Origin of the sequence: Pantoea sp. YU22 (assembly GCF_003970755.1) — a bacterium.
In the GTDB taxonomy this organism is placed as follows: Bacteria; Pseudomonadota; Gammaproteobacteria; order Enterobacterales; family Enterobacteriaceae; genus Pantoea; species Pantoea piersonii.
In genome coordinates, this window is the sequence record NZ_RYDU01000004.1 from 1 (window position 1) to 15,482 (window position 15,482).

12 protein-coding genes are annotated in these 15,482 nt (G+C 54.6%); 7 read left to right on the forward strand and 5 right to left on the reverse strand.

From position 1 onward, the window contains the following. The first annotated feature begins 190 nt into the window (after positions 1–190). A complete protein-coding gene (locus EKL29_RS08150; protein WP_126689326.1) occupies positions 191–1,057 on the forward strand; it encodes a restriction endonuclease in 867 nt (288 codons plus the stop codon). Positions 1,058–1,935: 878 nt separating this feature from the next. Here the strand turns inward: EKL29_RS08150 and EKL29_RS08155 are convergent. Further along, on the reverse strand, positions 1,936–2,673 hold the full coding sequence (locus EKL29_RS08155; RefSeq protein ID WP_120456724.1) for a CerR family C-terminal domain-containing protein: 738 nt from the start codon (positions 2,671–2,673) through the stop codon (positions 1,936–1,938). 222 nt (positions 2,674–2,895) lie between these two features. Here EKL29_RS08155 and EKL29_RS08160 point away from each other — a divergent pair, with 222 nt between their 5' ends. The 5 genes from EKL29_RS08160 (at position 2,896) to EKL29_RS08180 (ending at position 9,815) form a co-directional block, all read left to right on the forward strand. Beyond that, positions 2,896–3,918, forward strand: a complete 1,023-nt coding sequence (locus tag EKL29_RS08160) for an HlyD family secretion protein (protein WP_126689327.1) — start codon at positions 2,896–2,898, stop codon at positions 3,916–3,918. Continuing rightward, positions 3,915–5,498 carry an MDR family MFS transporter gene (locus EKL29_RS08165; RefSeq protein ID WP_126689328.1) on the forward strand — a complete coding sequence of 528 codons (1,584 nt, stop codon included), beginning with the start codon at positions 3,915–3,917 and terminating at the stop codon, positions 5,496–5,498. The genes EKL29_RS08160 and EKL29_RS08165 overlap by 4 nt, the downstream gene beginning before the upstream one ends. Continuing rightward, positions 5,495–6,898 carry an efflux transporter outer membrane subunit gene (locus EKL29_RS08170; RefSeq protein ID WP_126689329.1) on the forward strand — a complete coding sequence of 468 codons (1,404 nt, stop codon included), beginning with the start codon at positions 5,495–5,497 and terminating at the stop codon, positions 6,896–6,898. The genes EKL29_RS08165 and EKL29_RS08170 overlap by 4 nt, the downstream gene beginning before the upstream one ends. 49 nt (positions 6,899–6,947) lie before the next feature. Continuing rightward, positions 6,948–7,970: a DUF481 domain-containing protein gene (locus EKL29_RS08175; RefSeq protein WP_126689330.1), complete on the forward strand. Its 1,023-nt coding sequence runs from the start codon at positions 6,948–6,950 to the stop codon at positions 7,968–7,970. A 369-nt stretch (positions 7,971–8,339) separates the two neighbouring features. Beyond that, positions 8,340–9,815 carry a sensor domain-containing diguanylate cyclase gene (locus tag EKL29_RS08180; protein WP_240629483.1) on the forward strand — a complete coding sequence of 492 codons (1,476 nt, stop codon included), beginning with the start codon at positions 8,340–8,342 and terminating at the stop codon, positions 9,813–9,815. Between the two features lie 98 nt (positions 9,816–9,913). Here EKL29_RS08180 and EKL29_RS08185 read toward each other — a convergent pair whose 3' ends face one another. From EKL29_RS08185 to EKL29_RS08195, 3 genes are all read right to left on the reverse strand, one after another. Further along, positions 9,914–11,968, reverse strand: coding sequence for a pyrroloquinoline quinone-dependent dehydrogenase (locus EKL29_RS08185; RefSeq protein ID WP_126689466.1), 2,055 nt, complete (start codon positions 11,966–11,968; stop codon positions 9,914–9,916). Between the two features lie 49 nt (positions 11,969–12,017). Beyond that, entirely contained in the window at positions 12,018–12,383 is a 366-nt protein-coding gene (locus tag EKL29_RS08190; RefSeq protein WP_126689331.1) for a hypothetical protein, read from the reverse strand. Between the two features lie 308 nt (positions 12,384–12,691). Further along, positions 12,692–13,417 (reverse strand): SDR family oxidoreductase, encoded by a 726-nt coding sequence (locus EKL29_RS08195; protein WP_126689332.1) that lies wholly within the window; start codon positions 13,415–13,417, stop codon positions 12,692–12,694. Positions 13,418–13,532: 115 nt separating this feature from the next. On the opposite strand from EKL29_RS08195, the gene EKL29_RS08200 reads away from it, so the two are divergent. Continuing rightward, on the forward strand, positions 13,533–14,444 hold the full coding sequence (locus EKL29_RS08200; protein WP_311778989.1) for a LysR family transcriptional regulator: 912 nt from the start codon (positions 13,533–13,535) through the stop codon (positions 14,442–14,444). A 94-nt stretch (positions 14,445–14,538) separates the two neighbouring features. Here EKL29_RS08200 and EKL29_RS08205 read toward each other — a convergent pair whose 3' ends face one another. Continuing rightward, positions 14,539–15,480 (reverse strand): sugar phosphate isomerase/epimerase, encoded by a 942-nt coding sequence (locus tag EKL29_RS08205; RefSeq protein WP_126689333.1) that lies wholly within the window; start codon positions 15,478–15,480, stop codon positions 14,539–14,541. Between the last annotated feature and the right edge of the window lie 2 nt (positions 15,481–15,482).

Sequence of the window (15,482 nt, forward strand, 5' to 3'; positions counted from 1 at the left end):
CGCTTACCGCTCATGGGCACCTCTCTTTAAGCCATCTTAAATGACTCTGAGGTGTCTGTTAAACCCGTGGCGATTCAGGCGGTGGATAACGCTCCTCATCGGGGAGAAAAAGCGCAAATATCTCTCATGGAACAGTCTAAGGATGTGTGAATATGTTTTAAGAATCTAAACACCCCCCCAAGGAGCCGATATGACTCGCCCTTCCATGAAAGCCTTAGTAGATATGCTCAGTAAGTCTCCCAGCTCACCACCTCCCGACAAATGGCAGGATCTGGAATCCCATGTTCAGGGCGTCTATCAGAAACTACTTGATATCCAGGGTAATAAAACCATGGTCGCCCGTGACGTACAGATTTCTGGGAGAGAGGGCAGTAGCTATCAGATAGATGTTTACTATGAATTTGAAATGGCAGGTATCCGCCACCGTGTTGCGGTGGAATGCAAGAACCGCTCCCGGCCATTGGAGAGGGATAGCGTGTTGGCCTTTCATGCCAAAATCCATGAGTGCAGTCTGAGCCACGGGGTCATCGTCTCCTCAGGCGGGTTTCAGAAAGGGGCACGCGAATTTGCTGAAAAAAATAACGTTACGCTTATGGATTACTCAGAGCTGCCTTCGATAGGCAATCTTCTTTCACGAAGACTGGCAAACGTGGTTATCCCCGACGAGGATACGATAGGACAGCCTTTTTGGACCCTTTTTAATATTGAGGAATACTCCCCTTACGGACAGATCCATCATAAGGAAGAAATCATGTCGGCTTTTCTTTTTCTGTCCCGCACTCATGCCCTGCGATTTCTGAAAGAGCAGAATCTGGACAAAAGGTGGCAGGTCAGGGGCATGGCTCAGCGGCATCTCACGTGCTATATCCTGACCTGTGATGCGTTTAATGCAAGATACTTCATTGCCCGGCCCGGGTATGCAGCTGGTGTACCGGAAAACTGTTTCTTGTTTGATGAAATAAGGAGAAAGGATCTGATCAGTGATTTCTATGAGGGCATTGATCTACCCAAGGAAGCAAACACTGCTCCAAGATATCGTTCAATTTTTCGGAAATAAAAAGGCTAATTCATCAAAAGGAACCGCATACTTAGTGCTATCGAATAATTAAATTCAGATTGGTATTGATTTAATACTATGTTTAAAGCATGTGACCTGCTTTCCATTGATTATTGACTAACCTCTTTAACGATGTTCGCTTATGGCATAAAGCGGATATCGTGTCCGCAACCGGGGTGTCATCCTTATCTCAAAATGCCGCGTAGCGGCATGAAGGCGCCAGCTGGTATCACATACATTCCAGCAGCTGAACTGCGCCGGTAGCGCGGCATAGGTGCCCTCCCCCTTACCCTGTAAATCCAACCACGCCCTGCCAGACGCCCTTAAAGCAGCGGCCATAAAGGCGCACAGAACCCTGACGGTCGAAGACGAAAGAACGCCTCAGCCGCACTCCCCACAGCGACACCCATACTTTAGTTACAGCACCCATTTATCAGCCACTGCAGTACCGGCCCTCCGGGCCGGGCGGCCGGGGCTGTTCAGTATCGGTACTGGGCTTTATATGAGTAGTAACCGAGCGCGATAACGTGAAAATATGGATGACGTTTAGTATTACTACATAACTTCAGAACGCAGCATCAATCAGGGATTGCTCGACACTGTCCTGCAGCTTATACCATGCTGCATTCAGGCGACAATTAATGTCCCACTCTGCTGGCGAAAGGCGCTGAAGGTCTGGCTTAGCTGCGTTCTGATTCGCAGGTTAAGTCCCCCACATCCTGGTATGCTGCCCGGCTTGAGGAGCACCCAATATGCGTCAGTTGTTCTAAAAAAGGCGAGACGCGCAGCCTCTGAACACTCATCTGCAATCAAGCCAACCAAAACCACGCCGCGAACCGCAGGCGCGCGCTTTGCCGTTCCGAATCACTCACCCTGTTTTAGAGAGTATCCCTCTTCCCATCCTCGGAGGAGCCTGATTCCCGATGCCACTTCGTCAGCATCGTCATGCTGTGTTCACGGGTGATCGCTTTCAGCATCGTCAGGCGCGCGTCATCAAATTGTGTCCATTTAAGCTGCGTCAGCACGGTGTTTTGCATAGCGTGTATCATCGCGACCTGGCCGATAAGCGAAACCGTCCGCAGGCGAGTGATTTCTGCGCTGACAGGCTGTTGGGTAATACGTCCGATAAGCTGAAAACCTGCCTGGAAGATTTTGTTCCCGATTAACTTCTGCATCAGCGCAAACGCCTGTTCCGGCCCATCGCCCATCTGTAAACGGGCATGAAATAGCCGCTTGCCGGGCGAACTCTGGCTGCCGGTGATGCGGTCAAACATGGTATCGAGCAATGCGCAAAAAAGCGTCTTGCACTCCTCAACATCCATATCCTCGTCCGGGCTTTCAATGCGCTCCAGCAGCGGCTGGAAGAAGGCGTAACTCTCGTTAGCCAGTGAATCGACGCAGGCGAGGTAAAGCCCGTCTTTGTTCTCAAAGTAATACTGCAACGCAGGTGTGTTCACCCCGGCTGCCGTCGCTATCTGCCGGGTTGTTGCCGTCTTAAATCCCCGCTCGCCAAAAATCTCGATGGCAGCATCAATTATGCGCTGGCGCGTCTCTTCACCACGGTGATATCCGCTTTCTGTTGAATGCCTTAAGGGCTTTAGATTTTTTCCCGACACGCCTCTCCTCCTGTCGCCTGAACGCGCATTATACGCAGTTATCTGCGGGGTTTTAAAATATATCGCTTGACATAAATTCAGCTCACAGACAATTTATATCACGCGATATAATTTTCTTTACAGAGGTTTACCTTGCTGTACCTTTCAGTAGCCACTTCAGCATCACCCGCTCACAGTGATGCCTCCAGTTCAGTAACCAGACCCAAACCTAAAAGCAAGCGGATGCGTTTACTTCTGCTGATTGCCATCGTGGTTATCGCGCTGGTTTGCGCCGTCTGGTATTTTTTGACGCGTTATACCGAATCGACCAATGATGCTTATCTTCAGGCTGACAGCGTGACGCTGGCACCGAAGGTATCTGGAAATATCGTGGCTGTTCTGGTTAATGACAATCAGTTAGTCAAAGCAGGCGATCCGCTGGTTCGCATCGAAAACGACCAGTACCAGGCGCGGGTCAATGAGATGCAGGCCACGATTAAAGCCCGTGAGGCGGCAATCGAACGCGCAAGAGCGGATATCACCCGTCAGCAGGCTGAGATTGAACAGGCTCAGGCTCAGTACGCCTCTGCCCAGGTGCAGTTACGTTATGCCTCGCATGAATACGACCGCTATCGCCCGCTGGCCGCCAGCGGTGCCGAAGCGAGCGAACATCTGGCCGACTTAAAGCGCAGCCGCGATGCCGCACAAGCGGATGTCGCCGCCAATGCCGCGGCGGTAAAAGCCGCTTCCGCCCAGATTGCTACGCTGAAAGCGCAAATCGTGCAAAGTGAAGCGGAACTGGCGTCATCAAGAGCCAGTCTGGCGCAGTCCGATATCGATCTTAAAAATACGCTTGTGAGCAGCCCGATAGACGGCGTGATCGGCAACCGCACCGTCCGGGTGGGCCAGTATGTGCAGCCGGGTACCCGTATGCTGACGGTGGTGCCGCTCAACGACATTTATCTGACCGCTAATTTCAAAGAAACGCAGCTGACCAATATGCGTCCTGGACAGCCTGCTACGCTGCACGTTGATGCGCTGCCGGATCTGAAAATTAAAGGCGTGGTTGACAGCTTCTCGCCCGGTACCGGATCGCAGTTCGCGCTGCTGCCGCCGGAAAATGCGACGGGCAACTTTACTAAAATCGTCCAGCGTGTACCGGTGAAAATCCGCATTAACGCCTCGCCAGAGGAACGTAAGCGGCTCTTACCCGGGATGTCAGTGACGGTCGACGTCGATACCCATGAACAGGGTGCAGGAAAATGAGTGCGGCTGGCGTCACGTCGCAAGAGGCGGAAAAAGCCTCACTGTCGGACTGGATAGCGGTAATCGCCGGTGCGCTGGGGGCGTTGCTGGCCACCCTTGATATCTCTATCACCAACTCGGCGCTGCCGCAAATTCAGGGGGAGCTTGGCGCAACCGGCACCGAGGGAACCTGGATCTCTACGGGTTACCTGATGTCCGAGATCGTCATGATCCCGCTGGCAGGCTGGCTTACCCGAGTGTTTGGCTTACGAAACTTCCTCATCTCGATGGCGGTATTCTTTACGCTGTTTTCCATTATCTGCGGTCTGTCAGAAAGCCTGCCGCAGATGGTGCTAGGGCGTATTGGGCAGGGTTTTACCGGCGGCGCGATGATACCAACCGCGCAGATGATTATTCGTACCCGCCTGCCCCGCTCTCAGCTGCCGCTGGGCATGTCGATATTTGGTCTGATCGTCATTCTGGGGCCGGTACTCGGCCCGGTTATGGGCGGCTGGCTGGCAGAAAATATCAGCTGGCACTGGTGCTTTTTTATTAACGTGCCGGTGAGCGTGGCGCTGGTGTTTCTGCTGTTAAACGGCCTGAATAAAGAAGAAACCAACTGGACTGAATTTATTCGCGCGGACTGGACTGGCGTGCTGGGACTCAGCGCGGCGCTTAGCTCACTGACGGTGGTGCTGGAAGAGGGTCAGCGCGAGCGCTGGTTTGAGTCTACCGAAATCTGCTGGCTTAGCGTGGTATGCGCGATCGGGTTTGTTCTGCTGCTGATCTCTCAGGTTACCGCACGCAGGCCGGTCATTCGTCTGTCGCTGCTGTTTAACTTTCGCTTTCTCAGCGTCATCGTCATCGTTTTTATCCTCGGCATCGCTCTCTATTGCATCTTATATCTGCTGCCGCAGTTTCTGAGCGGCATAGCTGACTATAACGCCCAGCAGTCCGGGATGGTGTTGCTGATTTCAGGCATACCCAGCCTGTTGCTTATGCCCTTTCTGCCCAGACTATTGACCAAAATCGATATTAAATTACTGGTCATATGCGGTATCGGCTTCTTTGCGTGGAGCTGTTTCCTGGACACGACGCTTACCGTGCAGAGCAACGGCGACGATTTTTTCTGGTCGCAAATTTTGCGCGGCGCAGGACAGATCCTGGCGATGATGCCGCTGAATCAGGCGTCAATGGCGGCGGTGCGCACCGAAGAAGCGGCCGATGCTGCCGGTCTTTACAATATGATGCGCAACCTCGGCGGCTCGGTCGGACTCGCGCTGGTTGGCATATTCATCGACCGGCAAAGTAAGCTCCACAACGACGTTATCCGCGAATCCATCAGCGCAAATTCGCCGCTGGTCACTGACAGAATGGCGGCAAGCAGCGCCGGATTTTTCAGCCAGACCGGCGATGCGGCCTATTCAGCATCACAGGCGCTGGCGCAGCTGGCGCAACAGATTCAACAACAGGCGCTGGTGCTGACCTATTCAGAAACCTTCTATCTGATGGGGTTTGCCCTGATCTGCTGTATACCTCTTACTTTCCTGTTGCGCTCGCCGCATAAGCCCGGCGCCGCTTCCAGCTCGATGAAAAAATGATGAATAAATTCAATAAACTCTCCTATACCATGCTGATGTTGCTGCCTGTGCTGACAGGCTGTACGGTCGGCCCGGATTACCATGCGCCCGCCAGTCCGGTTAAAGCCACTAAATATGCCCGGCTTCCTGATACAGGCTTCGCCACCTCGCCGACGGCGTCAGCATGGTGGACAACGCTAAACGCTCCGCTGCTGAATCAGCTCATTGACGAGGCGTTAAAAAATAACCCCGATATCGGCATCGTACGCGCACGGCTACGTCAGGCGCGGGCGACGCTGAGCGGCAATGAAGCCAATGAATATCCTTCGCTGTCGGCGTCAGGCGCCGCGGTTCGGGCGCATCTTCCCGACAGCGTGGCGACAGGCGAAAAAAATCCGCTGTCGTTGTACACCACCAGTTTTGACGCCAGCTGGGAGGTAGATCTCTTTGGCGGTACGCGCCGGGCGATTGAAGCGTCCCGCGCCATGGAACAGGCGAACATGGCGAACATTGCGGATGCGCAGGTTTCCATCACGGCAGAGGTCGCCAGAAATTATCTGATGCTGGCCGGTGCGCGACAGCAGCTGGCGTTGCTGAAGCGTTCCGTAGAGGTGCAGCAGCAAATGCTCACCCTTACTCAGCAAAGACGACGTCAGGGAACAGCCAGCGACAGCGATGTAGAGCGCCTCGTTACGCAGCTTGAAACAACCCAGTCTCAGCTGTCACCTTTGCAGGCGGATATCGATGCGTATCTGGATACGCTCGCTTTCCTGGTTGGGAAAACGCCCGGCGAGCTTGATGGCATGCTGTCAAATATTGACACTCTGCCGCAGCTCCCCTCTGACATTAACGTTTCCGATCCGGGCTCGCTGTTAAAACGCCGGCCGGACGTGCGCAGCGCAGAACGCCAGCTTGCTGCGAAAACGGCGGAGATTGGCGAACATAAGGCGGACTACTTTCCCAAAATTAATCTTGTCGGGACCCTGGGGTTCAGCACGGCCGAGGGCGCACTGCTTGAGAAGCAGAATATGTCATGGATGCTGATCCCCTTTCTGCAGTGGAACTTCCTGGATTTCGGCCGGGTACGCGCCCAGGTCGACAAGGCTCAGGCGGAGCGCGACGAAGCGGAAGCGCAGTGGCGTAAGACGGTGCTGGATGCGTTACGCGATGCCAACTCCTCACTCTCCCGCTACGGCCACCAGCGGCAAAACGTGGTTGATCTTTATCGCGTAAGCGCGTCGGCGCAGCACGCCAGTTCGCTCGTACAGCAGCGCTATAAAGCGGGCGCTGCCAGCCTGATCGACTATCTGGACAGCGAACGCACCCTGCTGACCGCCCAGCAGGATGAAATTAATGCCCAGACGCAACTCACCGTCGACTTCGTAGCGTTACAGAAAAGTCTGGGTCTGGGTTGGCAATAACGCGCTGGAGACCCGACACTCTGTTTTTCATAAAACGCTAACGGATACTATGGCGATAAAAAAAGCGTTACCGCCACTGCTGACGACATTGCTCTCAGGGACCCTGAGCGTCGCCTGGGCGGATACCGTCTGGCTGAATAATGGCGACCGCCTGACGGGCACCGTTCGCTATTTGAGCGACGGCAAACTGGGGCTGGATACGGAGTATGGCGGCACGCTAACTTTAACGTGGAGCGCCGTCAGTACCCTTGCCAGCAATAACCCTTTTGTGGTGGAAAATAAAAAGACCGGAGAGAACTATCACGTTACTTTAACCGCGGGCGATCCCGGTTACGTCTGGGTAAGACGCGACGATGAGCGTCAGCAGCAGAAAGTCTCGGTCAAACGCATAGACGATTTTATGAAAGAAAAAGTGCGGACCGATACGCTATCCTGGACAGGAAATATAGACGCGGGCGTGAATATAAAAAAATCCTCGACTAAAACCGATGATTATAATTTCTCGCTGAATACTAAGCTTAGCCAGGGACGCTGGCGGCATGATATTGGCGCGACCTACAACCGTGAGCAGGAAAATGAGAGTGTCAATACGGATAATTACAGCCTGCGCTATGCCTTTGACTACATTTTTCGTGAACAATATTTCTGGCAAACGCGCGGCACATATAAACGTGACTGGGTGGAAGATGTTTCCCGCCAGGCGCTGATTGGTACCGGTCCCGGTTATCAGCTATGGGACACTGAGCTGAGTTCTTTTTCCGTTTCAATACTGGCGGGCGCTTTTGGCTACGGTTACAGCGACGGGAGCAGCGACGATCACCTGGGCGCCTCCATACGCTGGAATTATCAGCGTTATTTGCTGGCGAAAAAGGTGACGCTTTACAGCAACGGGGATATTGGACATTCGCTGGACGAGGACGGTATTTTTACAATGGATGCAGAGGTCGGCTTGCGCTATTCGCTAACCTCGTGGTCGACATGGCATATCGGCTATCACAAAAATCTGGTGCACGGCACGCGCGATAATCTGAATGAAGGCACCTTTTCAACCGGCCTTGGCGTGAAGTGGTAATCCTTAATCGACGGGCGTCAGGCTTATTCTGTAACAGATCAATAAAGTCTGCGTGGCGCCCGCTTTTGCCATTTAAGCGGGTCGGTGCGTCATCAGAGTAAATTCGACTGCAGGCGACGATTACATAGCGGGACGATAAGATTCAGGGCCGCACAACGATAAGCACCGCTCGCCTAAATGAAGCAGGCTAATTTAAATAAAAACCCGCTCCCGCCTCCTCTCTATTAGAATAGCGGCGTAATTACTGTATGATGCCTGACTAATCATCGCTGCCGGCACACATCCTTTTATATGCGAAAGAATACGTTGCGTACTTCAGGTTCCTCTCTGTTAAGAACGTCGCTTGGTAAAAGCATGGTGATGTTTTTAATGCTGACGAGCCTCTTCGTTATTGCCATCAATGCCTGGTCTTTATGGAACTCGTGGCAGCAAAAAGTCATTGAGAAAAAAGATGACGCCCGTAACCTTTCCGTCTCTCTGGCAAAGCAGGCTGAGGATGCGATTCTACAAGTAGATATTACGCTGGCGGACGCGGTCAGACAGCTAAGGCAGCGCGGAAACGACTATGCTGCGACGCCTGCTTTTTTGCATCAGCTCAAAGAGCAGCAAAGTAAACTGCCGCAGCTGCACGGACTTTTTATTTACGACACGGCGGGACACTGGGTTGCCTCTTCCGGCAATTTTATTCCGACTAACGCCAGCAATGCCGATCGAGACTATTTCATCTGGCATCGCACCCATAACGATACCAGTTTGTTGATCAGCCACGTTATACGCAGCCGCTCGACCGGCGACCTGGTGATCCCTGTTTCCGTTCGCCTTAACGATGCGCAGGGTAACTTTGCCGGCGTTGCGCTGGCGACCGTGCGGGTAGACTATTTCCGCCAGTATTACAGCTATTTTTCCCTGGGCGAAAAGGACACGTTAGGACTGATTCTGGCGGACTCTTCAGCGCTTTATATCCGCCCTTTCTCCGATGCCTATATTGGCAAAATGCTCTCAACCAGTCCGCTGTTCGAAACCGAACTTAAAGCGGCTTCCAGCGGCAATGCTACGTGGCGCTCATCCTTTGACGGCGTGGAACGCGTATTTGGTTACGCCCGGCTTGAACGTTATCCGCTGATTGTGACCGCTGGCTACGATCTGTCGAACATTCGTATGGCGTGGCTCTCGGGCAATCTGCTGAACGTGCTGCTCAATCTGGCGCTGCTGGGCATTATCAACGGCATCGGCGTGCTGGTGCTCCGCCAGGTCGGCACCAACGTCAGAAACCAGCTTGAGCTCTCTTTCGTCCGCGACGAGCTGACCACCATTAACCATACGCTGCAGTCGCTGGCGCTGGTGGATGGTTTAACCGGGCTTGCCAACCGCCGCCAGTTTGACGCGCTGCTGGAGCAGGCGTTGCTGAGATCGCATAAAACCGGCGACCCGCTGGCGCTGGTCATGATCGATATCGACTTTTTCAAGCGCTACAACGACACCTACGGACATGTATCAGGAGATGAGTGTTTGCAGGATGTTGCTCAGGCGCTTAAGGGCAGCGTTCAGTACCACGGCGACGTGGTCGCGCGATACGGCGGAGAGGAGTTCGCGATTATCATGCCCAACACTGACTTTTCCGAGGCGAAAATCGTTGCTGAAGAGGCTGTCAGGTCGGTTATGGAGTTGGGTATTGCTCACGAAACCACAGAGACGCCGCCGGGCGTTGTCACCATCAGCGCGGGTTACTTTGCGCTGATATCCAAAGGCGATCCTTCTGAAGCGGAACAGCTGAAACGTGAGGCTGATCAGGCGCTTTATCAGGCGAAGCGCAATGGACGCAATCAGGCCTACGGTCAAAAATGATGGACGCTGCAGGCGCATCCGGTAGCTGAATACGGAGCAAAAAAAGTGGGGCATCGCTGCCCCACTGCTGTTTACTGCCTCAGCCTCAACTCAAGGCCTTACTTCGGCAGCGCGTACACCACAACCTGGTCGCCCACCTGATCTTTCAGGATGGTATTACCGCCTGCCACGAACGCCACATACTGACGCCCTTTATATTCATAGACAGAGGGGTTAGCCACGGCGGGCGCTTCAGCCTGATCGGACCACAGCTCTTTGCCGCTCTCCAGTGAATAGGCGCGTACTTTGGCATCCATTGAGGCGCCAATAAAGATAACGCCGCCCGCGGTCACCGCCGGGCCGCCAATGGTGGGCGAGCCCCAGCTTTCAGGCATAAAGAAGCCGTACTGCTGAGATGCGCCAACCGGACGACGCCACTTCACCTCGCCGGTGTGCATATCCAGCGCCACCAGCTCGCCAAACGGCGGCTGCCAGCAGGGCATGCCGAGCCAGTTATTCGCCACGTCAAGACGCATGCCGTAAGGCGCGCCTTCCTGCGGAGCAAAACCACTCTCGTTGCCAGAGCCTTTATCCGCTTTGTCATAGTCTTCACGGCTATAAAGCTTCACGTACTGCACGATATGGGAGACGTTAACGACCGCGATCTGGTTCTGCGGATCGAAGGCTACGCCGCCCCACTGCACGCCGCCGGCGCTGTCTGGGTAGGTTAATGTGCCCTCGCCCTTGGTCGTCGGCGGGGTATACATACCTTCATAGGTCAGCTTATCCCACAGGCGTGAACACTGACCGGCACCAACGATATCCGCCAGCTTCCAGATTTCAGGCTTTTTAGACTGATCGAGCAGCGGTGCGGGTTTGGTAGGGAACGGCTGCGTCGGGGACAGTTTCTCGCCCTGCACTGAGCCATCGCCCTGCGGTACGGGACGTTCCTCGATTGGCCAGACATCTTCACCCGTCAGGCGGTTCACCACGAACAGGAAGCCCTGTTTGGTTGCCTGAATAAGCGCGGGGATCTGCTTGCCATTGACCGTGATATCCATCAGCGTCGGCGCGGAGTTGATATCGTAATCCCACACGTCGTGATGCACCCACTGACGCGACCAGACCACTTTACCGGTGTTCACATCCAGCGCGGTGGTGGATGTCCCGAGCGGAATAGCGTCAACGCGGTTGCCGCCCCAGTAGTTCGGCGAAGGCGACGAAACCGGCAGGTAGATCAGGCCGTGGGCTTCGTCTGCTGACATATGAGTCCAGACGTTGGCGGTGCCGGTACGTTTGCGGATATCAGCCGGAATGGCATCGAAGGTCCACTCACGCTGGCCCGTCTCTGCGTTGATCGAAAAGACCGTGCCGGGAGGTGCTTCAGCATAGGCCCAGTCTTTCCCTGCCCAGCCCACAATCAGATGGTTGCCGACCACGGTAGGCGGTTGCAGCAGCGACAGCGGATATTTGGCGTTCAGGGTATTCCACTGATTAACGTCCAGTACGCCTTTATTGGCGAATGCCTCGCACGGCTTGCCGGAGTCCGCATCCAGCGCGTAGAGTTTGGCGTCAACGGTGCCCATATAAACGATTTTTTGGCAGGCCTGCCCGGCGACCGGGTTTTTAGCCTGCCAGTAGGAGACGCCACGATTTTTCAGAACCGGCTGCGTCAGCGCTTCGCGCGGGGCTTTGGTATCGTAATGCCACTTCTCTTTACCGGTTCCCGGATCCAGGGCGATCAGGCGGTCAAAGGGCGTGCCTATATAGATTGTTTCATTAGCAAAAACCGGTGTGGCTGACCAGACCGTCGCGGGCGTTTTACCTTTGCCATCGGAAACGTCGCCGGTATGGAACTCCCAGACCTTCTCCAGTTTACTGACGTTATCAGCCGTGATCTGTTTAAGCGGGCTGTATTTCTGGGCATTGAGCTGACCGTGGAAACTGTCCCAGGTCGCGTTTTCCGGCACCAGCGGCGAAGCCACGCCGGGCGCTGACTCCACCTTCTGGCCATCCTGCCCGGAAGAGGCCTCTTTGGTGGTATTGGTGGTGCCAGGCGCCTGCTGGTTAGCGGCATCCACATTAAGCTTCTTCTGCGTTCCCTGAGAAGCTTCTGCGGCTTTATCCTGCGCCTGTAATGTGAGTGGCGCCACCAGCAGAGCAAGCGCAGTCATGCTGACTTTCATCAGTTGGTTCTGTTTATCTTTATGCACGGTCGGTTCCTCAGGATCTGGCGTATTGATGATGGGTTGCCTTCTCTTTACTCAGCGCAATGAGTCCGATCAGGCCGACAATCATCGCTGCGGTAATGACCCACTGATGCAGCAGTAGCGCGGCAAACCCAATGCCAGCCAGCACGATGAGGGTGATGATGGTCCAGAAAATGCGAACGCCACGTGCTGAAACGCCACGTAAGATAAAGGTCAGCACGGCCAGAACCACACTGGCGATGACCACGCCAAGCGCCCCGATAGTGCCGGTAACGCCGGTTAATGGTGTAAGCCAGGCATAAAGTGCCAGTGCGAAGCTGGCCACTGCAGCCAGCAGCAGCAAAATGCTGCCCAGGTGCGAGCGTTGAGATTGCAACATACCAGGAAGTCCCCTGCGAAAAGAAAATGAAAAAAGGAGTCGTTAGTAGATCTATACGGGCGCGTTTCGCGCAGCGTTACCTGCTTAAAGCAGAACGCAGCGCAGAAATAGCGGCATATTTCACTAAACGCAGTAGAGTATAGATGCGGATCCGCGAGTTGTTTCCCGCAGGCGCGAAGGGAACATGAAGAGCCGCAACCGCTACCCGGTTTCGGCTTGAATATCGGTGCGGCAGGCTGGAGATTAAGCCGGTGCTGATTTCGCTGCCGGTAAAGCCGCACATGCGTCAATATGCCGCTTGAGGAACGTTACCAGGGCGCCCGGCTTTTATCGAAGTAGAAGCCCGCTGTGGTTGTTAAAGGATCGAGACCAGCCAGCCAGACGATGCCTTCAGCGGCCTGCTCAACGGTTCGGTAGCCGGTATGCCCGTTAAAATCGGTGGCGGTATAGCCTGGATCGACGGCGTTAACGCTGATGTTAAAGTCCCTGAGCTCTTTAGCGAAAGCGACGGTCACAGCATTCAGGGCCGTTTTTGAACTGTTGTACCCCATTGCCTCTACGCGGGAAAAGGGATGGTTCGGATCGGAAACCCATGTCAGCGAGCCTAATCCGCTGCTGACCATTACAACACTGGCGCCTGCCGCGGCTTTAAGCAGAGGCAAAAAAGCCTGGGTCACCCGGATGGCGCCGAACACATTGGTGTCGTAGATCGTTTCGATATCCCTGATACTCTGCTCGCTGGGCGCCACGGGATAGTTGCCTGAGATGCCGGCATTATTAATCAGAATATCCAGCGTCCCCTCTTCCTTGAGCACCCGCTGCGCCGCCGCCTGAATAGTCGCCATATCCGTTACGTCGATGATCAGCAGCCGGACATCAACGCCCTGCGCCGCCAGGCTGGCCGCGGCCGACTGCCCTCGCGCTTCATCGCGACAGCCCAGCCAGATCCGGTAACCGAGTCGTCCCATTTGCCGGGCCGTTTCAAAACCGATGCTTTTATTCGCGCCGGTAATAAGCACGCTTTTGCTCTTCATATCGCCTCTCCGCTTACTTTGTCTTTTTGTTAAAAAGACGCTTCTTTTGTGTTCTGAATTTATAACTTGCCTGATAGCTTTGATAAACGGACATAATGCGAACAGGCTGATCGGTATGGCGAACAATAACGGCGCGGCGGGGATGGAAAACCTGTCGATCTTTCTTACCGTGTTGAACGAAAGAAGTTTCCGCACGGCGGCGAAACAGCTTGGTCTGTCGGCCTCGACCGTTAGCGAAAAAGTCTCCGCGCTGGAGCGGGAGCTGGGAATACCGCTATTCATCAGAACGACGCGCAGCGTAACGGCCACAGCGGCAGGCCTGGCGCTGGCCGAACGCATCACGCCGCTGCTCACGGAGATGCGGGCGGCGCTGAATGATGTGGCGAGTTCGCAGCAATCTGTTCGCGGCGTACTGAAACTGAACGTCACCGGCGCGGTGATGGTGGATATTCTACCGCCGCTGCTGGATCGCTTTCTTTCCCGGCATCCGCAACTGCGGGTTGAACTTATGGTTGATGACCGTCTGGTAGACGCGACGCTGGCGGGTTGCGATGCAGGCATACGTTACGGCGAACATCTGGCGAAAGATACCATCGCCGTGCCGATAGGGCCGCGGACCCAGAGGCTGGCGCTGGCTGCCGCGCCCGGTTATCTCGCCTCGAGCAGCTCTGTTGTTCATCCTGCCGACCTGCTTGAACATGCGTGCATTCGCCTGAAATATTCAAGCGGCGCGCTAATACCCTGGGAGTTTGAACGGGCGGGTAAAACCTTTATCGTCGATCCTCCTGGTCGTTTGACCATCGGCGTTAACGGCGCTTCCGCCGCCATTGATCTGGCGCGAAGCGGCAAAGGCATCATTGCTACGTTTGAAAACTGGCTACAGCCCCATTTTGCAACCGGCGATCTTCAGCCACTGTTGCCTGAGTGGTGGCTGGCATTTGAAGGGCCCTGGCTCTACTTTTCCAGCCGCTTTAAAGCTGCGCCGCTGCGCGCATTCGTAGACTTTCTTAAAGAAGAGCGTGAATAGCTGGGGACCCATAAAAAGTTTAAGCCTGACAATAATCGGATATTATTGTCAGGCTTCTGTAGGACGCGTTTGTTCTTACTTCAGCGCCCGGCTGTCAACGGCTGATGCTTACATTCAGCGCGTCGATTGACGTGCGAAGACCCGCCTCAACGCTCATGGTGAGATCTTCCATCTCCAGCGATACGTCGCCATCATAACCGGTCATGCGCAGCACTGAGAAAAACTCCTTCCACCACTGCAGATCCTGACCGCATCCTACCGCCACATAGTTCCAGGTGCGGGTTTTAGTGTTGGTTACCGGCTGGTACTCCATCAGGCCATCAATATCCGCCAGTCCACGCTCAATACGCGCATCTTTGCCATGGACGTGGAAGATCGCCCCTTCGAGTTTACGCGCAGCGGCAATCGGGTCAGCGCCCATTGCAATCAGATGCGACGGGTCAAGGTTCATGCCGATGATATCGTCGACGGCGTTACGCAGACGCAGCAGCGTCGACGGGTTGTAGACCAGCTGGCTCGGAAACTCTTCGAGTGCGATCTGTTCTACGCCGTGCTGTTTAGCGTGCTGCACAAACTTTTTCCACCAGGGAATAGCCACTTCATTCCACTGATAATCAATCACGCCAGGCATGTAATCTGGCCAGGAGATGGTAGAGGTGATCCAGTTCGGCACGCGGTCTTCCGGTCCGCCACCCGGCAGGCCGCTCATCATCACGATTTTTTTCACGCCGAGCTTGCCAGCCAGCTCAACGGCGCGATAGCTGCTTTTGGTATGGGTTTCACCCAACTCGCCGGGCGCCAGCGGGTTACCTGAGCAGTTCAGCGCTACGATGCGCATCTCACGTTCGGCCAGCTCTTGTTTGAACTTTTCCAGTTTTTCTGGGGAGGCCAGCAGCTCTTCGGTTTTCACATGCGGACACGGCGACCAGCCGCCAGCGGTCATCTCGACGCCATCAATGCCGTAGCTTTTAACTTTATCCAGCATTGCCGGGAAGGACAAATCCGCCAGAACATCCGTACATAAAGCAAGTTTCATTA

Bases quoted from the DNA above. Each gene is read 5' to 3' on its own strand.
- EKL29_RS08150 (WP_126689326.1), top strand. From the start codon at position 191: ATGACTCGCCCTTCCATGAAAGCCTTAGTAGATATGCTCAGTAAGTCT.
- EKL29_RS08160 (WP_126689327.1), top strand. From the start codon at position 2,896: ATGCGTTTACTTCTGCTGATTGCCATCGTGGTTATCGCGCTGGTTTGC.
- EKL29_RS08165 (WP_126689328.1), top strand. From the start codon at position 3,915: ATGAGTGCGGCTGGCGTCACGTCGCAAGAGGCGGAAAAAGCCTCACTG.
- EKL29_RS08170 (WP_126689329.1), top strand. From the start codon at position 5,495: ATGATGAATAAATTCAATAAACTCTCCTATACCATGCTGATGTTGCTG.
- EKL29_RS08175 (WP_126689330.1), top strand. From the start codon at position 6,948: ATGGCGATAAAAAAAGCGTTACCGCCACTGCTGACGACATTGCTCTCA.
- EKL29_RS08180 (WP_240629483.1), top strand. From the start codon at position 8,340: ATGCTGACGAGCCTCTTCGTTATTGCCATCAATGCCTGGTCTTTATGG.
- EKL29_RS08185 (WP_126689466.1), bottom strand. From the start codon at position 11,968: ATGACTGCGCTTGCTCTGCTGGTGGCGCCACTCACATTACAGGCGCAG.
- EKL29_RS08190 (WP_126689331.1), bottom strand. From the start codon at position 12,383: ATGTTGCAATCTCAACGCTCGCACCTGGGCAGCATTTTGCTGCTGCTG.
- EKL29_RS08195 (WP_126689332.1), bottom strand. From the start codon at position 13,417: ATGAAGAGCAAAAGCGTGCTTATTACCGGCGCGAATAAAAGCATCGGT.
- EKL29_RS08200 (WP_311778989.1), top strand. From the start codon at position 13,533: ATGGCGAACAATAACGGCGCGGCGGGGATGGAAAACCTGTCGATCTTT.
- EKL29_RS08205 (WP_126689333.1), bottom strand. From the start codon at position 15,480: ATGAAACTTGCTTTATGTACGGATGTTCTGGCGGATTTGTCCTTCCCG.